We start from the raw sequence: 22,307 nt of genomic DNA on the forward strand, positions 1-22,307 counted from the left end.
GTGCGTGCCATGCTCGGTAAGCACTCTTACCGGTGACTCCGCCATGGGGCCATGGCGTGACGCGGGCATGGCGTGATTCGGGCATGGCGTGATTCGGGGAGAGCGGATGGAGTCGACTGATGACCCCGCCAACGGCACGGACGGTTTCGACGGAGCGGAGACCGGCGCCGGCCACGTGCGCAAGGCGCAGCGCCGTGAGCGGCTGCTGACAACCGCGACCGACCTTTTCACGACGCGCGGCTATGTGGGCACGTCGATCGAACGGATCTGTGCCACGGCGCACGTGTCGATCCGCGCGTTCTACCAGGAGTTCGAGGGCCGCGAGGCGCTGTTGATCGCGCTGCACAACGAGGTCGCGCGAGCCGGCATGGAGGCGACGCTCGCCGCCCTCGGCGGTCCCGACATGGACACGGCCGACACCCGTACGAGGGTGACCGCGCTGGTGCGCGCGTACGTCGGCGCGGTGACCGCCGATCCGGCGTCCGCGAAGGTCGCCTTCGTCGAGGTGATCGGTGTCAACCGCGCCGTGGAGGACCACCGGGTGGTCTGGCGCAGTCTGTGGACGGACTTCCTGACCGGCGAGGCCGACCGAGCCGTCGGCCGCGGCGAGGCGGTGCCGCGTGACTACACCCTGGCGATGGTCGCCCTGATCGGCGCCATCAACGAACTGATGGCGCACTGGGCCCGCAGCGGCGGCGCGGTGCCCCGTGAGGTCGTGGCGGACGAGATGATCCAGCACGTGCTCGCCACGATCGGTCATCGCACCGGGCCGGGAGCCGGCCCCGTACGGGCGGACGAGGGAGCGTGAGGGCATGAGCGGGCTCTGGCACCAGGTCATGCGCAGCATGTCCCAGCCGGACGCGTCGCCGGACGACGACATCCTCGCGCTGGCGGCGGCCGACATCGCGCTGCGCAACCATCCTGAGCCGCCCGCCGACGCGGACGTCGTCCTGGACATCGCGCGGTCCGAGTTCGCCGCCGTACTCACCGTGCGGCAGGCCAGGGCGGCGCTCCAGCGCGCCCGCGAGATGGCCAGGGAACAGGCGGCGCAGGACCGGGAACGAACCGACGGGAACGGCTGAACGGCAGTTCAGCGGGTTACGCCGACGCGGGGGCGGCCCGCGCGCTCGGTTAGCCTGAGCGGACGATGAACCGTTTGACGACGCCCTGGGGCGATCTCGACCTTGCCCGCTTTCCCGAGCAGCCCCGCGACACGCTCCGGGCCTGGGACGCGGCCGACGAGTATCTGCTGCGGCATCTCGCCGAGGCGGAGGCCGAGGCGGAGGAGGCCGCCGCCGGCAGCGGCGGCGCCGAGGACGGCGTCGACGGCGGCGTCGATCTGTCCGGCACCGTGGTCGTCGTCGGCGACCGGTGGGGCGCGCTCGCCACCGCGCTCGCGCCGCACCACCCCGTACAGATCACCGACTCGTACCTCACCCAGCGGGCGACCCGCGCCAACCTGCTGCGCAACGGCATCGACACCGATGCCGTGCGGCTGCTGTCGGCGCGGGACACACCGCCAGGGCGGATCGACGTCCTGCTGATCAGGGTGCCCAAGAGCCTCTCCCTTCTGGAGGACCAGCTGCACCGGCTGGCGCCCGCCCTGGGGCCGGAGACCGTGGTCGTCGGCACCGGCAAGGTCACCGAGATCCACACCTCCACCCTGCGGCTCTTCGAGCAGATCCTCGGCCCCACCCGGACCTCGCTCGCCGTGAAGAAGGCGCGTCTGATCTTCTGCGCGCCGGCCACCGACCGCACCCGGGGCCGGGGCGGTGACGGCGGCCGGTCCGCCGACCGCGCGGCGGCGGGCCCCTGGCCGATCTCGTACACCGTGCCCGAGGGCGTGGGCGCCGCCTCCGGGCTGACCGTCACCAGCCACGCCGGTATCTTCTGCGCCGAACGGCTCGACATCGGTACGAGGTTCTTCCTACGCAATCTGCCCGAGCGGCGCGGCCGGGAGCATGTCGTCGACCTCGGCTGCGGAAACGGTGTCGTCGGCACGGCCGTCGCCGTGGCCAATCCGGAGGCCCGGCTGACGTTCATCGACGAGTCCTTCTCCGCCGTGGCGTCCGCCGAGGCGACCTTCCGCAAGAACGTCGACACCGGCAATCCGGCGGAGTTCGTCGTCGGTGACGCCCTGGCCACGGTGGCCCCCGGGTCGGCCGATCTCGTCCTCAACAATCCGCCCTTCCACACCCATCAGGCGACCACCGACGCGACCGCCTGGCGGATGTTCACCGGGTCGCGCGAGGCGCTGCGCTCCGGCGGCGAGCTGTGGGTCGTCGGCAACAGGCATCTCGGCTACCACACCAAGCTGCGGCGGCTCTTCGGCAACTGCGACGTGATGGCGAGCGATCCGAAGTTCGTGGTCCTGCGCGCCGTCCGGCGCTGACCGTCACGGCGCCCGGGGTCCGGTCCCGACCCGCTGACCGGCCCGAACTTGCCTTCTTGGACGTCCCGTTGGGCACACTGTGCCTGTGACGTCACTGCCGCAACTCCCGTCCCAGGTCCCACACGGCTCGCAGCCCGGCCATATGATCGTGTGCGGCGACGACGCGCTCAGCCACCGGCTGGCCGGTGAACTGCGTGAGGTCTACGGAGAACAGGTGACCCTCGTCGTCCCGCCGGTACGCGCGGAACGCCGGGACCCGGCGCCCCTCACCGGCCGTGGCAGGGCGTCCGCCCTCATCGGCCGGATGTCGGCGGTCATGGCCCGCACATACGGCCCCGCGACCGGCACTCCGGAAGGCCGGACGGGCGATGCCGCGCTCCCGCGGCTCATCGAGGCCGCGGAACTCGACACAGACGTCCTCGTCGAGGCGGGAGTCGCCGAGGCGGCGGCGCTCGCGCTCGTCCACGACGACGACGAGGTCAACATCAGGACCGCCCTCGCCGCACGCCGTCTCAACCCCCAACTGCGCCTGGTCATCAGGCTCTACAACCGCAAGCTCGGCCAGCATCTCGAAGAGCTGCTGGACCAGGCGGCGGCCGTCGCCGTCCCCGGCCTGGACGTCGCCGCGCTCGACGCGTCCACCACCGTGCTCTCGGACGCCGACACAGCCGCCCCCGCGCTGGCGGCCACCGCCGTCGCCGGCACCAGCAAGATCGTCCGCGCCGACGGGCTGATGCTGCGGGCCGTGGAGCGCAATCCGCCGGGCCCCGGCGAGGTCGCCGACCCCGGTCTGTGCACCCTCGCCCTGCTGTCGTCCACCACCAACGACCCGGCGGGCGCTGAGGGTTCGGACAGCAGCGGGCACGACGGGCCCCGGCTGCTGCCCGACGACGCCAGCACCGCGGCGGCCACCGGCCGGGGGACCGTCGTCCTGGAGGCCGTCTCCCACGAGGGCGAGCCGCTGTCACGGCGGCGGACCACGGGGCGCGGCGCACCGCTGGGCTCGCTCTTCTCGCGCCGGCTGCGCTGGTCCTTCGCGGGTATCGCCGCCGCCGTACTGGCCCTGGCCGTCGCCTCCTGGATCACCACCGACGACCATCCGCTGCACGCGACGTACATCGTCCTGCTCGATCTGTTCGGCATCGGAGACCCCGCCACCGGCGAGGATCTGGACCGTCAGCTGGTCCAACTCCTCTCCGGAGTGGCCGGGTTGCTGCTGCTCCCGGTCCTGCTGGCCGCCGTACTCGAAGCGCTCGGCACGTTCCGCAACGCCTCGGCCCTGCGCAGGCCGCCCCGCGGACTCTCCGGCCACATCGTGCTGCTCGGTCTCGGGAAGATCGGCAGCAGGGTCCTCGTACGGCTGCGTGAACTCGACATACCCGTGGTGTGCGTGGAGGAGGACCCCGAGGCCCGGGGCATCGCCCTCGCGCGGAGCCTGCGGGTGCCGACGGTGGTCGGCGACGTGACGCAGGAAGGGGTCCTGGAGGCGGCCAAGGTGCACCGGGCGCACGCCCTTCTCGCCCTCACCAGTGTGGACGTGACCAACCTCGAAGCTGCCCTGTACGCGCGTTCGGTCAAGCCGGACCTGCGGGTCGCACTGCGGCTGTACGACGACGAGTTCGCCACCGCCGTCTACCGGACGCTCCGCGCGGCCCACCCCCGGGCCCTCACCCGGAGCCGCAGCGTCTCCACGCTCGCGGCACCGGCCTTCGCCATCGCCATGATGGGGCGTCAGATCCTGGGAGCCATCCCGGTGGAGCGGAAGGTGCTCCTGGTCGCCGCCATCGATGTGGCCGGACATCCGAGGCTCGAAGGGCGCACCGTCGCCGAGGTGTTCAGACCGGGCGCCTGGCGGATCATCGCGCTGGACACGGCGGCGCCGGGGGACCGGCTGCCCGATCTCGCCGACACCCGCCGTGACCACGACGAGGACCGCACCACCGGCCTGGTCTGGGACCTGCACCCGGGGTACGTGCTGCGCCCCCAGGACCGTGTCGTGCTCGCCGCCACCCGGCGGGGTCTGGCCGAGTTGATGGGCCGCCAGTCGACGCCGCCCCGGCCCTCCGTGCCCTGAGGGCTCTCGCGCAGGCCCTGGCGCCGCGACGCGGATATCGGCCACGGATGCGTCTGTTCCCGCCGTACTGCGAACAGTGCCGGATCACGTAAGCCCCTGTCCCCCCGTACGTCACACGACTGCCCTACTGTTCCCGTCACTTCACTCGTATGACGGGAAGGCCGGGAACATGGGAAGACTCATGCGTACGACAGTTGCCGCGAGCGCGGCCGGGGCACTGGCCCTGGTGGGCGCCCTGAGTCAGGCGGGCACCGCCGCCGCCGACGACCAGCTGCCGTACTCCTCTTCCACCGGGGTCGGGGTCCACAACGCGTACGAGAAGACGACCTTCCCGTACTTCGCCGACGCGCTGGACTCCGGCGCCGGGATGCTCGAACTCGACGTGTGGACCAATGTGTTCGGTGCCTCCTGGCGGGTCTCGCACAGCAACCCGCTGGGCAGCAACAGCAACTGCGTGAACGCCGCCAACGCCGGTGAACTGCGCACCAAGGCACGCGACCAGGGCCTGCCCGGCTGCCTCAAGGACATGAAGGCCTGGCACGACGCCAACCCCGGCCACCGGCCCATCCTCGTCAAGGTCGAGCTGAAGGACGGCTTCCAGGGCAAGGCCGGACGCGGTCCCGCCGCGCTGGACGCGCTCCTCGGCTCCACCCTCGGCGACGCCCTCTTCCGCCCCGCCGACCTGGTGGGCGGCAGCGCGAACCTCGACACCGCAGTCCAGGAGCGGGGCTGGCCGGCGCGCTCCGCGCTCGCGGGCAAGTTCATATTCGAGCTGATCCCCGGCACCGTCGAGCAGCAGAACCCCCTCGACACCTTGTGGACCGACCGCGAGTACGCGACCCATCTGCGGGACCTCGCCGCCGCCGGCCGGCTCGGCGAGGCGGCGGCCTTCCCCGCCGTGCTCGGCGCCACCGCCGGGGACCCCCGTACCAGGTACACGGACGCCTCGCTCCGGCCGTGGTTCGTCGTCTTCGACGGCTCCGCGTCCATCTACGCCGCCGAGGGCTTCGACACCGCCTGGTACGACCAGCGGCACTACCTGGTCGTCATGACGGACGCCCACTCGGTGGCGCCCGCCATCGACGGCACGAACCCGACCGAGGCGCAGGCGCGGGACCGCGTCGCGCTGCTTGCGCGTAAGCACGCGAGCATCGCGTCGGCGGACTGGTACCCGCTGCCGTCCGTCCTCGCGACCGTCGTGGAGCGCGGCGCGGCCCAGTAGCCGCCGTCCCCGCGCCGTACGCCGGGTTGCGCGGTCCCCCGGGCCGCGCAACCCGCGCGCAGCGACCGCGTGCTCACGCGCCGGACGGGCCGTGGGCCCCGAGGACCGTCTCCAGCGTGTCCGCCTCCGACGCCGGTTTGTCCTCACGGTGGCGCAGCACCCGCGCGAACCGCAGCGTCACTCCCGCCGGATAGCGGGACGAGCGCTGGAGCCCGTCGTACGCGATCTCCACCACCAGCTCAGGACGCACCCGTACGGTGAAGCCGTCGTCGTCCACGGCCAACTCCCGCAGACGCGCCGTCTGCCACTCCAGCATCGCGTCCGTCAGGCCCTTGAACGTCTTGCCCAGCATCACGAACGAGCCGTCCGGCCGCCGGGCGCCCAGATGCAGATTCGACAGGCGGCCGGTGCGCCTGCCGTGACCCCACTCGGCGGCCAGCACCACCAGGTCCAGCGTATGGACGGGTTTGACCTTCACCCATCCGGCCCCGCGCCTGCCCGCGCTGTACGGGGTGTCGAGCGCCTTGATCACGACGCCTTCGTGGCCCCGCTCCAGCGTGACCCGCAGGAACTCCACCGCCTCGGCGGTGTCCGGCGCCGAATCCTCACCCGCGTCGTCCCGCCCCGGCACCACGACCCGCCGGACGCGCATCGGCGCCGGGACCAGCCGGTCCAGCGTCGTACGGCGCTCGGCGTACGACAGGTCCAGCAGTTCTTCGCCGTCGGCGGCGAGCACGTCGAAGAAGACGGGCGACAGCGGCAACGCGACCGCCGCCGCCCGTACATCGGTACGCGAGCCGACCCGCCCCGCGACCTCCTGGAACGGGCGGGGCCTGCCGTCCGCGTCCAGGGCGATGACCTCCCCGTCCAGGATGAAGCGGTCACCGTCCAGGGCCAGCGCGGCGGCCGTCACCTCCGGCAGCCGGTCGGTGATGTCGTCGAGGGTGCGGGTGTAGACCCGTACCGCGTCACCCTCCCGGTGGACCTGTACGCGGATCCCGTCCAGCTTCTCCTCCACGGCGCACGGCCCGAGCCGCTCCACGGCCTCGGCCACGCCCGCCGCCGTCCGCGCGAGCATCGGCAGCACCGGGCGGCCGACGGTCAGCCGGAACTCCTCCAGCGCCCCGGGACCGTCCGCCAGCAGCCGCTCGGCGACGCTCTGGAGCGACCCGGCCAGCATCACCGCCCGCCGGACGGCGGCGGGCGGCGCCTCCGTCGCCTGCGCGAGTGCCTCCCCGGCGACGGCGTCCAGCGCGCCCTGGCGCACCTCACCGGAGAGCAGCGCGATCAGGAACCGCTGTTCCTCCCCGGTCGCCGCGCCCAGCAGGGCCTGGACCAGCCGTCTGCGCTCGGCCTGCGAGCCGGGACCGGCGACGGCGGCGAGAGCGGTGACCGCCTCGTCCGCCTCGTGGATGGTCAGCGTGGCCTCGTCCGCCGCAGGCACCGGGTCCTTCAGCGAGTGCCAGCCGACCCCGATCCGCCCCTGCGGCAACCGGCCCGCCAGCCAGGGGATGACGACCGGCACATCGGCGGGCCCGGCCGCGCGGAAGAGTTCGGCCAGCAGGGCGATCTTCCGGGACCGCGCCGACGTGGCGGCGACCTCCTGCGAGACATGGGCGAGGGTGGCCAGCAGCATGCGGCCATCCTGCAACGCCCCGCGCCCGCGCGCTTCCCCGGAGCCCGCCGGAGCCCGCCCGGTCCCGTGCCGGACGGCGGGCCCGGGAGGGCTAACCTGGCGGTCCGGCGGAGAAGCAGCGGAGGGGTGAGCGAGCGTGAGCCACGGAGACACCCACGCGGACGCCCGCCGGCAGACCCTTCCTCCCGGTGCTTCCCGAGCCGACCCAGGACTCTTCGGCCCCGACTCGGTCACCTGGCAGCTGCACGGCGACCCGATGATGTGGATCGCCGGAGTCCGCGCGCTCTACCTCCAGGCGCTGCACCCGCGTGCCGTACGCGGCGTCATACAGAACAGCGACTTCAGGAAGGACGCCTGGGGGCGGCTGAGACGGACGGCCAACTTCGTCGGCACCATCAGCTACGGCACCACGGAGGCCGCCGAGAGGGCCGGCGCCCGCGTCCGCCGCATCCACACCCGCATCAAGGTCACCGACCCCGTGACGGGCGAGCGCTACGGCGTCGACGAACCCGACCTGCTGCTCTGGGTGCACTGCGCCGAGGTCGACTCCTACCTGCACCTCCTGCGCCGCTCAGGACTCCCCGTCACCGACGCCCAGGCCGACCTCTACATCGACGAACACCGGGCGGGCGCCCGCCTCGTGGGCCTCGACCCGGCGCTCGTGCCCGCCAACAGGGCCGAACTCGCCGCGTACTTCGAGCGGGTACGACCGGAGCTGGCCGGCGGCCCGGAGGCGCGCGAGGTGGACGACTTCCTGCGCCGTCCCCCCGTCCACCCGCTGCTCGTCCCCGCCCGCGCGGTGCTGTGGCGGCACGTGTCGGCCCTCGCGTACGACTCACTGCCCGGCTACGCCCACGAGTTGTACGGCAGAGCGGCCCCCGGCCCACGGCGGGTCACCCGCCGACTCGTCGTCACCGGGGCGGTCCTGCGGGCCGTCCCCGGGTGGCTGCGCCGGCGCGTCCCACCGGGCCACATCAGAGGCGCGATGGCCAGGCTCGGACGCGAGACCCGGCCCGGCCCACGCAAACTCAGGCGACAGGCTGCCAAACTCCGCAGACAGGCGGCCATACTGGACGGGCCGGGGAGGGCGCAGCGAGGTGACGGGGGCGACAGCAGGCGATGGCGGAAACCAGTCTGATCCAGGGCCGGTACCGGCTGCTCGATCTGATCGGGCGCGGTGGCATGGGCGAGGTGTGGCGGGCCCAGGACGAATCGCTGGGCCGGCACGTCGCCGTCAAATGCCTCAAGCCGCTCGGTCCGCAGCAGGATCAGTCGTTCACCCGGGTGCTCCGCGAACGGTTCCGCCGGGAGGCGCGTGTCGCGGCGGCCCTCCAGCACCGGGGCGTCACCGTCGTCCACGACTTCGGCGAGCACGACGGTGTGCTGTATCTCGTGATGGAGCTGCTCGAAGGGCGTAACCTCAGCCAGCTCCTGGAGGACAACAGCCAGGGTCCGCTCGATGTGCCGGACATCGTCGACATCGCCGAGCAGGTCGCGGACGCGCTCGCGTACACGCACGAACAGGGCATCGTCCACCGGGACTTGAAGCCAGCCAATATCGTGCGGCTGACCGACGGCGCGGTGAAGATCTGCGACTTCGGCATCGCCAGGCTCGGCCACGACATCGGCTTCACGTCCAAACTCACCGGCACCGGCATCGCGATGGGCACGCCGCACTACATGTCGCCCGAGCAGATCGGCGGCGGACACATAGACCATCGCAGCGATCTGTACTCGCTCGGCTGTGTGCTCTACGAGATCGCCACCGGCGCCCCGCCCTTCGACCTGGACGACGCGTGGGCCGTCCTGGTCGGTCACCGGGACACCGCGCCCCAGCCGTTGCGGAGCCACCGGTCCGAACTTCCCGAGTTCCTCGACCGGATCGTCCTCGACCTGCTGGCCAAGACGCCCGACGAGCGTCCGTCGGACGCCACCGCGCTGCGGCACCGGATCATCGCGGCCCGGTCCATCTCGGAGCACCCCGAAACGACCGGACGCTACGGCCGTTACGGGCGGGAAGGGCGGATGGGCCGTCCGCCGGCCCTGTCGCCCATGCTCGCGCACCCGCCGTCGGCCGCCGGCTCCACGTCCCACGGGCACGCCGCCGGCGGTCAGGACCCGAGGGCGTCCCGGCTGCCCTCCTGGACGTACGGCATGACCGTCGGCCACAAGGCGACCGGCTCCTCCGCCCTGCGCACCACGCCGCCCGACCACACGGCGGGACTCACCGGTGAGTGGACCACGCCGTCGGGACCGGCCGGGACCTCGGCTGGCGGCTACGCGTCCCGTGAGCGCCCCACGCCCTCGCCCGAGCAGATCGCCGTGCTCAACAGCCGGCACAGCGCGGGCCTCAGCCTGGGCAGGCTCGGGCGCTGGGACGAGGCGGGCGAGGTGCACCGCTCGGTCGCGGCCGAGCGGGAACACATGCTCGGGCCCGATCATCCCGACACCCTCGGCAGCCGCTACGAGGTGGGCTTCACGCTCAGCCGGACCGGCCGGACGTCGGACGCGCTGCGGGAGTTCGTACGCGTCACGGAGGGCCGCGAACGGGCCCTCGGCCCCGACCACCCGGAGACCCTGGCCGCGCGCCAGGAGACCGCGTACGTCCTGGGCCAGCTCGGCAGGCACTTCGAGGCGCACGAGGTGTACGCGGCGGTGCTCGCCTCCCGTGAACGCACCATGGGGCCCGACCACCCCGACACCCTGCGCTGCCGCCACAACCTCGCCTTCAACCTCAGCCGGCTCGGCCGGATCGAGGACTCGTACCGGATGGCGCTGGAGGTGGCGGAGGCGCGCGGCAGGGTGCTGGGCGCCAACCACCCCGACACGCTGGTCACCCGGTACGAGGTCGCGTACGCGCTCGGCATGCTGGGCCGCTGGACGGAGGCGCTCCAGACGTACCGCGACGTCGCGGCAGGCCGCACCCACGCGCTGGGCGGGGACCACCCCGACAGCCTCGCGGCGCGCTACGAGGTCGGCATAAGCCTCGGCCGCCTCGGCCGCAGCGCCGAGGCCCTGGATCTCTACCGGGGCCTCGTCGACGACCGCACCCGTGTCCACGGCCCCACCGACCCCGAGACGCTGCGCGCCCGCCACGGCCTCGGGGTGAACCTCGGCCGCCTCGCCCGCTGGGAGGAAGCCCTGGCGGAGTCCCGCGACGTCTGCGCGATCCGCGAACGAGTGCTGGGCCCGGACCACCCGGACACCCTGGTCAGCCGCCGCGAGGTCGCCGTCGGCCTGGGCTGGCTGAGCCGCTGGTCCGACGCCCTGGCGGTCTACCGCAGTGTGGCGGAGTCCCGCGAACGCGTCCTGGGCCCGGACCACCCGGACACCCTGGCCAGCCGCAACGACGAGGCGCACTGCCTCGAACAACTGGGCAGGGGCGGCGAGGCGGTGGAGCTCTACCGCCGGGTGGCGGCCCTGCGACAGCAGCGCGAGGCGGGCCGGCCCTAGGGCGTGTCCGCAAAGTCCCGCCTGGCCCAGCGCGTCTGGTACGGCGCCTCGCCGCGTTGTCGAAGTCGGCCGAGTACGCCCGGTACGAGGCCGATTCTCCGCCTTGCGATGCACCGCACCAGACGCCCCGGGCCCCGCCCTGCGGGCGGACGGCGCTACTTTGCGGACACGCCCTAGGGTCTGTCGTGTCTTCACAGCAGCGCCGTCCGCCCGGAGGCCGGGCGGGACCTTGAAGACACGGCCCAAGGGCTGTCCCGTCGCCCTCGTGGGCCGGTCGGACGGGGCGGGGTCCCGTCGTGGGCGCGGACGTGTTACCAAGAGCCATGCCCGCACTCGCCTCTCCCGCCCGCGCCTCCTACGACGCCGTGATCGTCGGCGGCGGTCACAACGGACTCGTCGCCGCCGCCTATCTCGCCGGGGCCGGGCGCTCCGTCCTCGTTCTGGAGCGTCTCGGACACACCGGTGGGGCCGCCGTCTCCACCCGCCCCTTCGCCGGTGTCGACGCGCGTCTCTCCCGCTACTCGTACCTCGTGTCGCTGCTGCCCCGGAAGATCGTGGACGAGCTCGGGCTGCGGTTCGCCGTGCGGAAGCGGACCGTCTCCTCGTACACACCCGCCGAGCGCGGCGGGGGGCCGACCGGACTGCTCGTGGGCGGTGGGGCCGACCGTACGAGGGAGTCCTTCGCCCGACTGACCGGAGGCGACAGCGAGTACGCGGCCTGGCAGTCCTTCTACGGCTCGACCCTCCGCGTCGCCGAGCGCGTCTTCCCGACCCTCACCGAACCGCTGCCCGAGCGCGCCGAGTTGCGCGCCCGGATCGACGACGAGGCCGCCTGGCGCATGCTTTTCGAGGAACCGATCGGTGTCGCGATCGAGGACCGCTTCGCCGACGACCTCGTACGCGGAGTCGTCCTCACCGACGCGCTGATCGGCACCTTCGCCGATGCCCACGACCCGTCCCTCCCGCAGAACCGCTGCTTCCTCTACCACGTGGTGGGCGGTGGCACCGGTGACTGGGACGTGCCGGTCGGCGGCATGGGCGCGCTCACCGACGCGCTCGCCGGCGCGGCACGCGCGGCCGGGGCGGAGATCGTCACCGGCCACGAGGCGACCCGCGTCGAGACGGACGGCGGCCACGCCGAAGTCTCCTTCCGTACGGAGGCGGGCGACACCGGGAGCGTCGCGGCCCGCCACGTTCTCGTGAATGCGTCCCCGCGGGCGCTCGCCGGGCTGCTCGGCGACGCGCCGCCCGCCCCACCCGCCGAGGGCGCCCAGCTGAAGGTCAACATGCTGCTGCGCCGGCTGCCGCGGCTGCGTGACCGGAGCGTCGACCCGCGCGACGCGTTCGCCGGGACGTTCCACATCGCGGAGGGCTACCGGCAGTTGGCGACGGCGTACGAGGAGGCGGCCGGCGGCAGGCTGCCGTCCGCGCCGCCCTCCGAGATCTACTGCCACTCGCTGACCGACCCGTCGATCCTGTCCCCGGAGCTCGCCGAGCAGGGCTACCAGACCCTCACCCTCTTCGGACTGCACACCCCCGCCCGGCTGTTCGCCGATGCCAACGACACCGTGCGCGACGAACTGCTCAGGGCGACCCTGGAGCAGCTCGACGCCCATCTGGCCGAGCCGATCGCCGACTGCCTCGCCGTGGACGCCGAAGGAAGGCCCTGCATCGAGGCGAAGACGCCCGTCGACCTCGAACGTGAACTGCGGCTGCCCGGCGGCCACATCTTCCACCGTGATCTCGCGTTCCCCTACGCCACGCCCGGCACGGGCCGGTGGGGCGTGGAGACCGCCCACGCGAACGTGCTGCTGTGCGGGGCGGGCGCCGTGCGCGGTGGCGGCGTCAGCGGAGTGCCAGGTCACAACGCAGCCATGGCCGTGCTGGAGGCGGTCCGGGGCGCGACGAGCTGAGCCCGGCCCGCGTACCCGGTGCCGCCCATCGGTCCGTACGGCCCTTGCGCCGTACGGACGATGCCCCGTTTGTCTTCTTTGGGCCCCGGGTACACGGAGTCGGGGCGTCAGCCGCGCCGAGGGCGCCGCCGCCAGCGAGGAGGCAGAGCATGAGCCAGAGCGGAGCCCCGGCCCTCGGGACGGTCACCACGGAGGTCCCGGCGCGACTCGACCGGTTGCCGTGGTCACGGTGGCACTGGATGATCGTGATCGGCCTCGGCACCGTATGGATTCTGGACGGCCTCGAAGTCACCGTCGTCGGCAACATCGCGAGCCGCCTCTCCGAGGACGGCAGCGGCCTGCCGATCAGCGCGGCCGAGGTCACCGGCGCGGCCGCGGCCATCTATGTGGCCGGCGCGTGCTCGGGGGCGCTCTTCTTCGGCTGGCTCACCGACCGGTTCGGCCGTAAGAAGCTCTTTCTCGTCACCCTCGCGGTCTATCTGATCGCGACCGCGCTGACCGCTCTCTCGTACACCGTCTGGTGGTTCTGCGTCTTCCGCTTCTTCACCGGCTTCGGCATCGGTGGGGAGTACGCGGCGATCAACTCCGCCATCGACGAACTCATCCCCAGCAAGTACCGCGGCCGCGTCGACCTCATCATCAACGGCAGCTTCTGGCTCGGCGCCATGGCCGGGGCCCTGCTCTCCGTCCTCGCGCTCAACACGAGCATCTTCCCCAAGGACGTCGGCTGGCGGCTGACGTTCGCGCTCGGCGTCGTCCTCGGATTCGTCATCCTGCTGGTCCGCCGGCATGTTCCGGAGAGCCCGCGGTGGATGTTCATCCACGGACACGACGAAGGAGCCGAGGAGATCGTCTCCGGCGCGGAGCGCCAGATCGAACAGGAGACCGGGAAGAAACTGCCGGAGCCCGGGGGGTCCATCACCATCGAACAGCACAGGAGCATCGGGTTCGTCGAGATCGCGAAGACGCTGTTCCGCGTCTACCCCAAGCGCGCGACGCTCGGCTTCTCCCTCTTCATCGGCCAGGCGTTCCTGTACAACGCGATCACCTTCGGCTTCGGCGCCATCCTGGTGAACTTCTTCGACGTGTCCAGCGGCTCGACCGGTTACTACTTCGCCGCGATCGCTTTCGGCAACTTCCTCGGACCACTGCTGCTCGGGCGGCTGTTCGACACGGTGGGGCGCAGGCCGATGATCGCGGGGACGTACATCGTCTCGGGGCTGCTGCTCTTCCTCACCGCCTGGTTCTTCAACGAGGGCTGGCTCGACGCGACCACCATGACCGTCTGTTGGGCCGTGGTGCTCTTCTTCGCGTCCGCCGGAGCCAGCTCCGCCTATCTGACCGTCAGCGAGATCTTCCCCATGGAGACACGCGCCATGGCGATCGCGTTCTTCTACGCCATCGGTACGGCGGCGGGCGGGATCTCCGGACCGCTGCTGTTCGCGAGCCTCACCGACAGCGGGGTCGTCGGCGACGCCGTCATCGCGTTCTGCGTCGGAGCGTCGCTGATGGTCGCCGCCGGCGTGGTCGCCGTGTTCTTCGCGGTGGCCGCCGAGGGCAGGTCCCTGGAGGACATCGCCACCCCGCTGTCGGTCCGCAAGTGACGCTCCCGCCCGGCGCGAACGCCTACCCGGAGACGTTCTTCATCTCGACGGAGGCGATCCGGCCCGCGTCGTCGAACAGCACCTGGGCCGTGGCGCCCCCCGGCAGCTCGGCGCTCACCCGGTCCGCCTCCTGACGCGGCGTCAGCCCGTGATGGCCGAAGTATCCCGTGACCACGGCGCGGGCCGAACTCCCGGCGAGCAGGCCCGCACCCGTCAGCAGGACACGCGGCAGCGTGATGCCGTCGGGCACGGCACGCGGCACCCGCGGGTCGTCCGGCACCATGTACAGACGGCCCTCGGGGGAGGCCTGGACGCCGAGGTAACCGGCCGCGCCGAGCGCGCCCATCGCCCCGAAGGCGAGGGTCTCCACCGCGAACCGGGGGTCGTCGAACGCCGACAGGTCGACCAGGTCGGTGGTGAACTCGGGGATGCCGTGGGCCTCACCCAGCCGCCGTATCTCGTTCGCCGCGCCGACGACGGGCGATTCGCCGAAACCGGGGTTCGCCCATCCCCACAGCCAGGACCCCTCCGAGGTGTCGAAGCTGCCCAGCACGGAGATACGCAGATCGCGGCCCGCCTGGCGGTAGAGCCGCTGGTCGAGATCGGCGGTCCACGGCCCGGTCGGCATGAACTCGTTGAAGGCTTCGAGCTGTTGGGCACCCCAGGCGGCGTGCGGCTCGGTCATCCGGAGGAACGGGTCGCTGAAGGCGGTGGTCGCGGTCACGCGATGACCCTAGTGCGCTCCTCTTCGACCGTCGCACAAGGGTACGAAGGGCGGCCGACCGCGACGGCGGTTCGTGAGAGCGGGACGCGCCAGGACTCAGTCCGGGGACACGCTCCAGCCGGCCGGCTCGACGCGCGCCGCGTCCTCGCGCCGCGAGTCGTCGAACACCGTACGGTCGCCGTCCTCGACCCGCAGCCCTTCCACATACGCCCCACGGCCGACGCAGGCGCCCCCTGTCGTGTACCGCCACCGCAGCCGCACCTCGCGCCCCCGCCAGGCGGCGAGGCGGGCATGGAGCCGGTGCCACACGCGCCCCGACCAGCCCGAGACCGAGCCCGTGGGACGCGCGGTGCCGGCCTGCTCACCGGAGCGCGTCGTCGTGAAGGGGACAGGCACCCACTCGGCTCCCGCGGAGCAGTCGGCCGCCTCCAGGACCAGGACATCGGTACCGGGCTCCGTGTCCCACCACAGCGAGCAGCGCACCCGCCCCCGCCCGGTGGCGACGCGCAGCGCGGGCAGCGTGAGCGTGGCCGTGGCGCCGGTGGCCATGCCCGAGAACCACGCGCTCCGGCCCCTCCCGGGCGAGACGGGCACGGCGCGCGCCAGGCTGTCGGCGGCGGCGACCCGCGGAGCACTGCTGGATCGCCAACTGCGCACCGGATGAACGGAGTTGCCGAGCACGACGAGGAACGAGTCGGTCGTCGGATCGAGCACCAGACTGGTCCCGGTGAAGCCGGTGTGCCCCGCCGTACGCGGCGTGGCCATGGCCCCCATGTACCAGTGCTGGTAGAGCTCGAAGCCCAGACCGTGCGCGTCACCGGGGAAGCCGGTGTTGAAGTCGGTGAACATCAGCTCGACCGACGCCGGACGCAGAATCCTCGCCCCGCCGTACGCGCCGCCGTTCAGGAGCGTACGGCCCAGCACCGCCAGGTCCCAGGCGCACGAGAAGACGCCGGCGTGACCGGCGACCCCGCCGAAGCCGTACGCGTTCTCGTCGTGCACCTCTCCCCACACCAGCCCGCGGTCGAGCTCCGACCACGGCCTCCGCATGTCCTCCGTGGCCGCGATCTTCGGCCGCCAGGACGGGGGAGGGTTGAAGCGGGTGCGGTGCATGCCCAGGGGGGCGGTGATGTCCTCACGCAGCAGCACGTCCAGCGCGCGCCCGGTGATCTCCTCCAGGACGAGCTGAAGGGAGATCAGGTTGAGGTCGGAGTACCGGTAGACACTGCCCGGCGGACTCGTGGGCGCCTCGTCCCACAGCATCCGGAGCTTTCCCTCCCGCGTGGGCTCCTTGTGGAGCGGGATCCAGGCGACGAAGCCCGAGGTGTGCGTGAGCAGTTGACGGACGGTGATGTCCTGCTTGCCCGCGCCGCCGAAGCCGGGAAGGTACGACGCGACGCGCCCCTGAAGGGCCAGCGCCCCGCGCTCGATCTGCTGCACGGCCAGGATCGAGGTGAAGAGCTTGGAGACGGACGCCAGGTCGAAGACGGTGTCCTCGGCCATCGCGATCTGCCGGCCGGCCGGCAGCTCCACCCCGGTGTCGGTCGCCTCGTCGTACGCCGAGTAGCGCACCGCCTTGCCGATCGCCCGATGGAGGGCGACGGTGCCACCGCGCCCGGCGAGCAGGACCGCGCCCGCGTACCAGGGGTGCTCCGGCGAAGGCGCCAGGAACCGCTCGGCATCCGTGACCAGCCGCTCCAGCGGCCCCGGCAGCAGCCCGGCGCGCTCGGGGGAGCCCCGCCGCAGCGTCAGGGACGGCCGCCCGGAGCCCGGCCCCGCGGGGCCGGGCGGCCCCGCTCCCGCGCTCATGGCGGTGGACGCGTCGGCGAACGGTACGGGCGCCGGCGCGCCTGCGAGCGCCGGCCCGCCGCCCGGCCTCCGCCGGCCGATCCCGTCACCCGCGGCCGTGTCCGCCCGCATCCGGCACCCCTCTGACGCTCCGTCCGAAACCGCTCGCCGCCCGAGGCTACCGCCCGCGTGCCGGACGGGCGACGACGCCGCGGCTCACCGCGCGGGTGCCGGGGACCTCTGGCAGCGTGAGGCGTATGACGACGCGTGACGGGATCCGTTCGCTGTGGTCCCGCTGGACCGTGGTCGTACCGCTGCTCGCCCTGGCCGCGCTGGTGCTCAGCTGGGGACGCGACCTGCCCGGCTACGCGGTCGGCCTCGTGGCCCTGCTCCTCGGGGGCGGCGTACTCGCCGCCGTGCACCACGCCGAGGTCGTCGCGCACCGGGTCGGCGAGCCGTTCGGCTCACTCGTGCTCGCCGTCGCCGTCACCGTCATCGAAGTGGCCCTCATCGTCACCCTGATGGTCGACGGCGGCGACAAGAGCGCGACCCTCGCGAGGGACACCGTCTTCGCCGCCGTCATGATCACCTGCAACGGCATCGTGGGCCTCTCCCTCATCGTCGGCGCCATCCGCAGCAGGGTCGCCGTGTTCAACGCCGAGGGCACGGGCGGCGCGCTGGCCACGGTCGCCACACTCGCCACGCTCAGCCTGGTGTTTCCGACCTTCACGACGAGCAGACCGGGGCCCGAGTTCTCCACGGCTCAGCTCACGTTCGCCGCCCTCGCCTCCCTCGCGCTCTACTTCCTCTTCGTCGCCATGCAGACGGTCCGTCACCGCGACTACTTCCTGCCCGTCACCCAGGAGGGCGAGATCAAGGAGGTGGACGACCACGCGCCGCTGCCCACCCGGCGTGCGACGACACTGAGCGCGGTGCTGCTCCTCGTGGCGCTGGTCGCCGTCGTCGGCGACGCGAAGGCGGTGTCGCCCACGATCGAGTCGGGCGTGGAGGCGGCCGGGATGCCGCACGCCGTGGTGGGTGTGATCATCGCCCTGCTCGTCCTGGCGCCGGAGACCCTGGCCGCCGTCCGGGCCGCGCGCCGCGAGCGGGTCCAGACCAGCTTCAACCTGGCGCTCGGTTCGGCCATGGCCAGCATCGGCCTGACGATCCCGGCCATCGCGCTCGCCACCGTCTGGCTGGAAGGACCGCTGGTCCTCGGCCTGAACGCCACCCATATGGTGCTGCTCGCCCTCACCGTGGTCGTGGGGGCGCTCACCGTCGTGCCGGGGCGCGCGACGCTCCTTCAGGGCGGTGTCCACATGGCGGTGTTCGCGGCTTTCGTCTTCCTCGCGGTGAGCCCGTAGACCCGCGGTCACCCGTCAACTTGGCGACCCTCCACGACAGTTGCCGGGACCGCCCGTCGACCACCCCTAATACGGGGCCGCCGTAGGGGTGTACTCAGCAACACCCCCTATCTGGGTCGTACGCCCAATGTGCCGCCGTCCGATTCTGCGTAACTTCTCGTGTCGTGGCACAGAGAGTGTCCGACCGGAGGGGCGACGCACGGCGCTGGTGCTCCGCCCGTCCGACCCGCGGCCGATCTCACCCCACGGCACGGCGCGGTAGTGCGCCGAGCCCCTTCCCCATGTCCTGATCCCCCCCAGACCGGGAGTACGCCTCGTGGCCACGTTTCTCTACAAACTCGGACGGTTGGCGTTCCGCCGCCGGATCTACACCGCTCTCGTATGGGTGGCGCTGCTGGCCCTCTCCGGCATCGGCGCCTCCGCCGCCGCCAGCGCGGGCTCCAGCTTCTCCATTCCGGGGACGGAGGCCCAGAAGGCCTTCGACCTGATCGACGAGCGTTTCCCCGGCAGCAGCGTCGACGGGGCGGTCGCACGGGTCGTCTTCAAGGCGCCGGAGGGCCAGACGATGGCCTCGCCCGAGAACAGGGCGACGGTCGAGGAGGTCGTCAAGGCGCTGCCGGCCGGTTCGGACCAGATCGGTCAGGTCGTCGACCCTTACAAGGCCAACGCGATCTCCCAGGACGGCTCCACGGCCTATGTCGCGGTCTCGTACAAGGTCACCACGCTGGAGCTGACCGACGACACCCGCACCTCGCTGGAGGACATCGGGGCCGACGCGCGGAAGAGCGGACTGACGGTCGAGATCGGCGGTGACGCACTCCAGGCCATCCCGGCCGCCGGAGTCACCGAGGTCATCGGCGTCGCCATCGCCGCCGTCGTGCTCGTCATCACCTTCGGCTCGCTCATCGCGGCGGGCCTGCCGCTCGTCACCGCGCTCATCGGCGTCGGGATCAGTGTCTCCGTCATCGCCTCCCTGGCGGGGGCGATGGACTTCGACTCCACCACCAGTGTTCTGGCGATGATGATCGGCCTTGCCGTCGGCATCGACTACGCCCTGTTCATCGTCTCCCGCTACCGGTCGGAGCTGGCGGACGGGCACGAGCCGGAGGAAGCCGCCGGACGGGCGGCGGGCACGGCGGGATCCGCGGTCTTCTTCGCGGGGCTCACCGTCGTCATCGCCCTGGTCGGGCTCGCCGTCGTCAATATCCCGATGCTCACCAAGATGGGCCTCGCGGCGGCCGGAACGGTCGTCGTCGCGGTCCTCGTCGCGCTCACCCTCGTCCCGGCCGTGCTGGGCTTCGCCGGCAAGCGTGTGCTCGGCAAGAAGGCGCGCAAGAAGCTGGAGCGCGAGCGGGTCGCGTCCACCCCCGGCAAGCCCAACATGGGCACCCGCTGGGCCCGCTTCGTCCTGCGCCGTCCCGCCGTCGTGGTCCTCGTGGGAGTCGTCGGCCTGGGCGTCGCGGCCGTCCCGGCCGCCTCGCTGGAGATGGGCCTTCCCGACAACGGCTCGCAGCCGACCAGCACCACGCAGCGCAAGGCGTACGACATTCTCTCGGACTCCTTCGGGCCCGGCTTCAACGGCCCGCTCGTGGTCGTCGTCGACCTCAAGGGCGCCGACAACGGCGAGGCGACGGTCGGGCAGGTCTCCGACGCCGTGAAGGGCGTGAAGGACGTCGTCGCCGTCACCCCCGCCACCTACAACGAGGCCGGCGACACGGCGATGATCACCGCGGTCCCGAAGGACCGTCCCTCGTCGGTGGACACCGAGAACCTGGTCCACTCGGTCCGCGACGCGGGTGGCGAGGTCGCCTCGGACGCCGGGGTGAAGGTCCTGGTCACCGGCGCCACCGCGCTGAACACCGACTTCTCGCAGAAGATGAACGACGCGCTGCTGCCCTACCTGGCGGTCGTCGTGGGTCTGGCGTTCCTGCTGCTGATGCTCATCTTCCGGTCGGTCCTCGTACCGCTCAAGGCCGCCCTCGGCTTCCTGCTGTCGGTCGTCGCCGCGCTCGGCGCGGTGGTCGCGGTCTTCCAGTGGGGCTGGCTCTCGGACTTCTTCGGTATCGAGCAGACCGGTCCGGTCATGTCGATGGTGCCGATCTTCATGGTGGGCACGGTCTTCGGTCTCGCCATGGACTACGAGGTCTTCCTGGTCACGCGCATGCGTGAGGCGTACGTCCACGGGGAGCAGCCGCGGGAGGCCGTCGAGACCGGCTTCCGGCACGGTGCCCGGGTCGTCACCGCGGCCGCGGTGATCATGATGGCGGTCTTCGCGGGCTTCGCCGGATCGGGCGAGTCCATGATCAAGCTGATCGGGTTCTCGCTGGCCGTCGCGGTCTTCTTCGACGCCTTCGTCGTCCGGATGGCCATCGTGCCCGCCGTCCTCGCGCTGCTGGGCGACAAGGCGTGGTGGCTGCCGCGCTGGCTCGACCGGCTGCTGCCGAACGTGGACGTGGAGGGGGACCAGCTCCGCAAGACGCTGGAGCGGAACACGCACGGTTCCGGCCGCGGGCCGGACTCCGACACGGACTGGAACAAGCCGATGGCGCGCGTCTGACATGTGGTGACCCGGTCGCCGGACGGGCCCGGAAGGTCTGCCCGGCGACCGGGACGACGAACAGGACGGGTGCGCGGCTCACCGGCCGCGCACCCGTCCTGTCACGTCCGCGGCCACCCCCGAGCACCGCCGGGCCGCTCACGGCGTCCTGAGGTCCACGATCCGCTTGATCTTGCCCACCGAACGCTCCAGCGTCTCCGGGTCCACCACCTCGACCGCGACCGAGACCCCGATCCCGTCCTTCACCGCCGTCGCGATCGCCCGCGCGGCGTCCGCGCGCTGCTCGGCCGTCGCCCCGGTCCGCGCCTCGGCCCGTACCGTCAGGGCGTCCATCCGGCCCTCGCGGGTGAGCCGCAGCTGGAAGTGCGGGGCGACCCCCGCCGTACGCAGCACGATCTCCTCGATCTGGGTCGGGAAGAGATTCACCCCGCGCAGGATCACCATGTCGTCGGTGCGCCCGGTGACCTTCTCCATCCGCCGGAACACCCGTGCCGTGCCCGGCAGCAGCCGCGTCAGGTCGCGTGTGCGGTAGCGGATCACCGGCATCGCCTCCTTGGTGAGGGAGGTGAAGACCAGCTCGCCCTCCTCGCCGTCGGGCAGCACCTCACCGGTGAACGGGTCGACGACCTCCGGATAGAAGTGGTCCTCCCAGATGTGCAGGCCGTCCTTCGTCTCGACACATTCCTGTGCCACACCGGGGCCCATGACCTCGGAGAGGCCGTATATGTCCACCGCGTCGATCGCGAACCGCTCCTCGATCTCCCGCCGCATCTCCTCGGTCCAGGGCTCGGCGCCGAAGATGCCCACCTTCAGCGAGGTCGCCCGGGGATCGACTCCCTGGCGCTCGAACTCGTCCAGCAGCGTCAGCATGTACGAGGGCGTCACCATGATGATCTCGGGCCGGAAGTCGGTGATCAGCTGGACCTGCCGCCCGGTCATGCCGCCGGACGCCGGGATGACGGTGCAGCCGAGCCGCTCGGCGCCGTAGTGCGCGCCCAGACCGCCGGTGAACAGGCCGTATCCGTACGCCACATGGACCTTGTGACCGGGTCGGCCGCCGGCCGCCCGGATCGAGCGGGCCACCACGTCCGCCCAGGTGTCGAGATCGCCCCGCGTGTAGCCGACGACGGTCGGGCGGCCCGTGGTGCCGCTGGACGCGTGGACGCGCCGGACGTCCGCATGGTCGACGGCGAACATCCCGAAGGGATAGTTGTCCCGCAGATCCGACTTGGCGGTGAACGGAAAGAGGGCGAGGTCGGCGAGCGACCGGCAGTCGTCCGGCCGCAGCCCGGCGGCGTCGAACGACTCCCGGTAGAAGGCGACGTTCTCGTACGCGTGCCGCAGCGTCGCCCGCAACCGTGTGAGCTGCAACGCCTCGAGTTCGTCGTGGCCGAGCTGCTCCCCGGCGTCCAGCGATACCGTCATGGCTGACTCTCCGACTCTTCCGTGCAAGCCTCGGCCGACGGCCGTCGAAGGTCTCGGACGACCGATCATTCGGTTGATCCTCTTCCCGCTCAGTAATCCAGCCCTCCGGACGCGCGTCAAGGCTCTGGCGGTACCCCGGACGCGGCCGGACAAGG

At 72.1% G+C, this 22,307-nt stretch carries 15 protein-coding genes; 11 read left to right on the plus strand and 4 right to left on the minus strand.

Annotated features, from left to right (window positions below; genetic code table 11):
• Nucleotides 1-106: 106 nt before the first annotated feature.
• The 5 genes from IEY79_RS03365 to IEY79_RS03385 all read left to right on the plus strand — a co-directional run bounded on the left by IEY79_RS03365 (nt 107) and on the right by IEY79_RS03385 (nt 5,688).
• Complete coding sequence (locus IEY79_RS03365) at nt 107-808, plus strand: TetR/AcrR family transcriptional regulator (protein ID WP_189105757.1); 702 nt, start codon at nt 107-109, stop codon at nt 806-808.
• A 4-nt stretch (nt 809-812) separates the two neighbouring features.
• Nucleotides 813-1,082, plus strand: coding sequence for a hypothetical protein (locus tag IEY79_RS03370; protein WP_189105758.1), 270 nt, complete (start codon nt 813-815; stop codon nt 1,080-1,082).
• Nucleotides 1,083-1,147: 65 nt separating this feature from the next.
• Nucleotides 1,148-2,392 (plus strand): methyltransferase, encoded by a 1,245-nt coding sequence (locus tag IEY79_RS03375; protein WP_189105759.1) that lies wholly within the window; start codon nt 1,148-1,150, stop codon nt 2,390-2,392.
• Nucleotides 2,393-2,534: 142 nt separating this feature from the next.
• Nucleotides 2,535-4,466, plus strand: a complete 1,932-nt coding sequence (locus IEY79_RS03380; protein WP_189106019.1) for a potassium channel protein — start codon at nt 2,535-2,537, stop codon at nt 4,464-4,466.
• Nucleotides 4,467-4,635: 169 nt separating this feature from the next.
• A complete protein-coding gene (locus IEY79_RS03385) occupies nt 4,636-5,688 on the plus strand; it encodes a phosphatidylinositol-specific phospholipase C domain-containing protein (protein WP_189105760.1) in 1,053 nt (350 codons plus the stop codon).
• A 73-nt stretch (nt 5,689-5,761) separates the two neighbouring features.
• Here IEY79_RS03385 and IEY79_RS03390 read toward each other — a convergent pair whose 3' ends face one another.
• Nucleotides 5,762-7,324, minus strand: coding sequence for an ATP-dependent DNA ligase (locus tag IEY79_RS03390; protein WP_189105761.1), 1,563 nt, complete (start codon nt 7,322-7,324; stop codon nt 5,762-5,764).
• A gap of 136 nt (nt 7,325-7,460) precedes the next feature.
• Here IEY79_RS03390 and IEY79_RS03395 point away from each other — a divergent pair, with 136 nt between their 5' ends.
• The 4 genes from IEY79_RS03395 to IEY79_RS03410 all read left to right on the plus strand — a co-directional run bounded on the left by IEY79_RS03395 (nt 7,461) and on the right by IEY79_RS03410 (nt 14,294).
• On the plus strand, nt 7,461-8,462 hold the full coding sequence (locus IEY79_RS03395; RefSeq protein ID WP_373292457.1) for an oxygenase MpaB family protein: 1,002 nt from the start codon (nt 7,461-7,463) through the stop codon (nt 8,460-8,462).
• Entirely contained in the window at nt 8,444-10,777 is a 2,334-nt protein-coding gene (locus tag IEY79_RS03400; RefSeq protein WP_189105762.1) for a serine/threonine-protein kinase, read from the plus strand. Before IEY79_RS03395 ends, IEY79_RS03400 begins: the two co-directional genes overlap by 19 nt.
• A gap of 323 nt (nt 10,778-11,100) precedes the next feature.
• Complete coding sequence (locus IEY79_RS03405; protein WP_189105763.1) at nt 11,101-12,690, plus strand: phytoene desaturase family protein; 1,590 nt, start codon at nt 11,101-11,103, stop codon at nt 12,688-12,690.
• 149 nt (nt 12,691-12,839) lie between these two features.
• Nucleotides 12,840-14,294, plus strand: coding sequence for an MFS transporter (locus IEY79_RS03410; RefSeq protein ID WP_189105764.1), 1,455 nt, complete (start codon nt 12,840-12,842; stop codon nt 14,292-14,294).
• A 22-nt stretch (nt 14,295-14,316) separates the two neighbouring features.
• On the opposite strand, the gene IEY79_RS03415 is transcribed toward IEY79_RS03410, so the two are convergent.
• Both IEY79_RS03415 and IEY79_RS03420 read right to left on the minus strand, forming a co-directional pair.
• Nucleotides 14,317-15,018: a DUF6882 domain-containing protein gene (locus tag IEY79_RS03415; protein WP_229700594.1), complete on the minus strand. Its 702-nt coding sequence runs from the start codon at nt 15,016-15,018 to the stop codon at nt 14,317-14,319.
• 96 nt (nt 15,019-15,114) lie between these two features.
• Complete coding sequence (locus IEY79_RS03420; RefSeq protein ID WP_189105765.1) at nt 15,115-16,938, minus strand: serine hydrolase domain-containing protein; 1,824 nt, start codon at nt 16,936-16,938, stop codon at nt 15,115-15,117.
• A 125-nt stretch (nt 16,939-17,063) separates the two neighbouring features.
• On the opposite strand from IEY79_RS03420, the gene IEY79_RS03425 reads away from it, so the two are divergent.
• On the plus strand, nt 17,064-18,170 hold the full coding sequence (locus IEY79_RS03425; RefSeq protein ID WP_189105766.1) for a calcium:cation antiporter: 1,107 nt from the start codon (nt 17,064-17,066) through the stop codon (nt 18,168-18,170).
• Nucleotides 18,171-18,486: 316 nt separating this feature from the next.
• Nucleotides 18,487-20,727: an MMPL family transporter gene (locus IEY79_RS03430; RefSeq protein ID WP_189105767.1), complete on the plus strand. Its 2,241-nt coding sequence runs from the start codon at nt 18,487-18,489 to the stop codon at nt 20,725-20,727.
• Nucleotides 20,728-20,865: 138 nt separating this feature from the next.
• Here IEY79_RS03430 and paaK read toward each other — a convergent pair whose 3' ends face one another.
• Nucleotides 20,866-22,152: a phenylacetate--CoA ligase PaaK gene (paaK, locus tag IEY79_RS03435; protein ID WP_189105768.1), complete on the minus strand. Its 1,287-nt coding sequence runs from the start codon at nt 22,150-22,152 to the stop codon at nt 20,866-20,868.
• Nucleotides 22,153-22,307: the final 155 nt, after the last annotated feature.

Source organism: Streptomyces camponoticapitis (genome assembly GCF_014646115.1).
Classification (GTDB): domain Bacteria; phylum Actinomycetota; class Actinomycetes; order Streptomycetales; family Streptomycetaceae; genus Streptomyces; species Streptomyces camponoticapitis.

Bases quoted from the DNA above. Each gene is read 5' to 3' on its own strand.
- IEY79_RS03365 (WP_189105757.1), top strand. From the start codon at position 107: ATGGAGTCGACTGATGACCCCGCCAACGGCACGGACGGTTTCGACGGA.
- IEY79_RS03370 (WP_189105758.1), top strand. From the start codon at position 813: ATGAGCGGGCTCTGGCACCAGGTCATGCGCAGCATGTCCCAGCCGGAC.
- IEY79_RS03375 (WP_189105759.1), top strand. From the start codon at position 1,148: ATGAACCGTTTGACGACGCCCTGGGGCGATCTCGACCTTGCCCGCTTT.
- IEY79_RS03380 (WP_189106019.1), top strand. From the start codon at position 2,535: ATGATCGTGTGCGGCGACGACGCGCTCAGCCACCGGCTGGCCGGTGAA.
- IEY79_RS03385 (WP_189105760.1), top strand. From the start codon at position 4,636: ATGGGAAGACTCATGCGTACGACAGTTGCCGCGAGCGCGGCCGGGGCA.
- IEY79_RS03390 (WP_189105761.1), bottom strand. From the start codon at position 7,324: ATGCTGCTGGCCACCCTCGCCCATGTCTCGCAGGAGGTCGCCGCCACG.
- IEY79_RS03400 (WP_189105762.1), top strand. From the start codon at position 8,444: ATGGCGGAAACCAGTCTGATCCAGGGCCGGTACCGGCTGCTCGATCTG.
- IEY79_RS03405 (WP_189105763.1), top strand. From the start codon at position 11,101: ATGCCCGCACTCGCCTCTCCCGCCCGCGCCTCCTACGACGCCGTGATC.
- IEY79_RS03410 (WP_189105764.1), top strand. From the start codon at position 12,840: ATGAGCCAGAGCGGAGCCCCGGCCCTCGGGACGGTCACCACGGAGGTC.
- IEY79_RS03420 (WP_189105765.1), bottom strand. From the start codon at position 16,938: ATGCGGGCGGACACGGCCGCGGGTGACGGGATCGGCCGGCGGAGGCCG.
- IEY79_RS03425 (WP_189105766.1), top strand. From the start codon at position 17,064: ATGACGACGCGTGACGGGATCCGTTCGCTGTGGTCCCGCTGGACCGTG.
- paaK (WP_189105768.1), bottom strand. From the start codon at position 22,152: ATGACGGTATCGCTGGACGCCGGGGAGCAGCTCGGCCACGACGAACTC.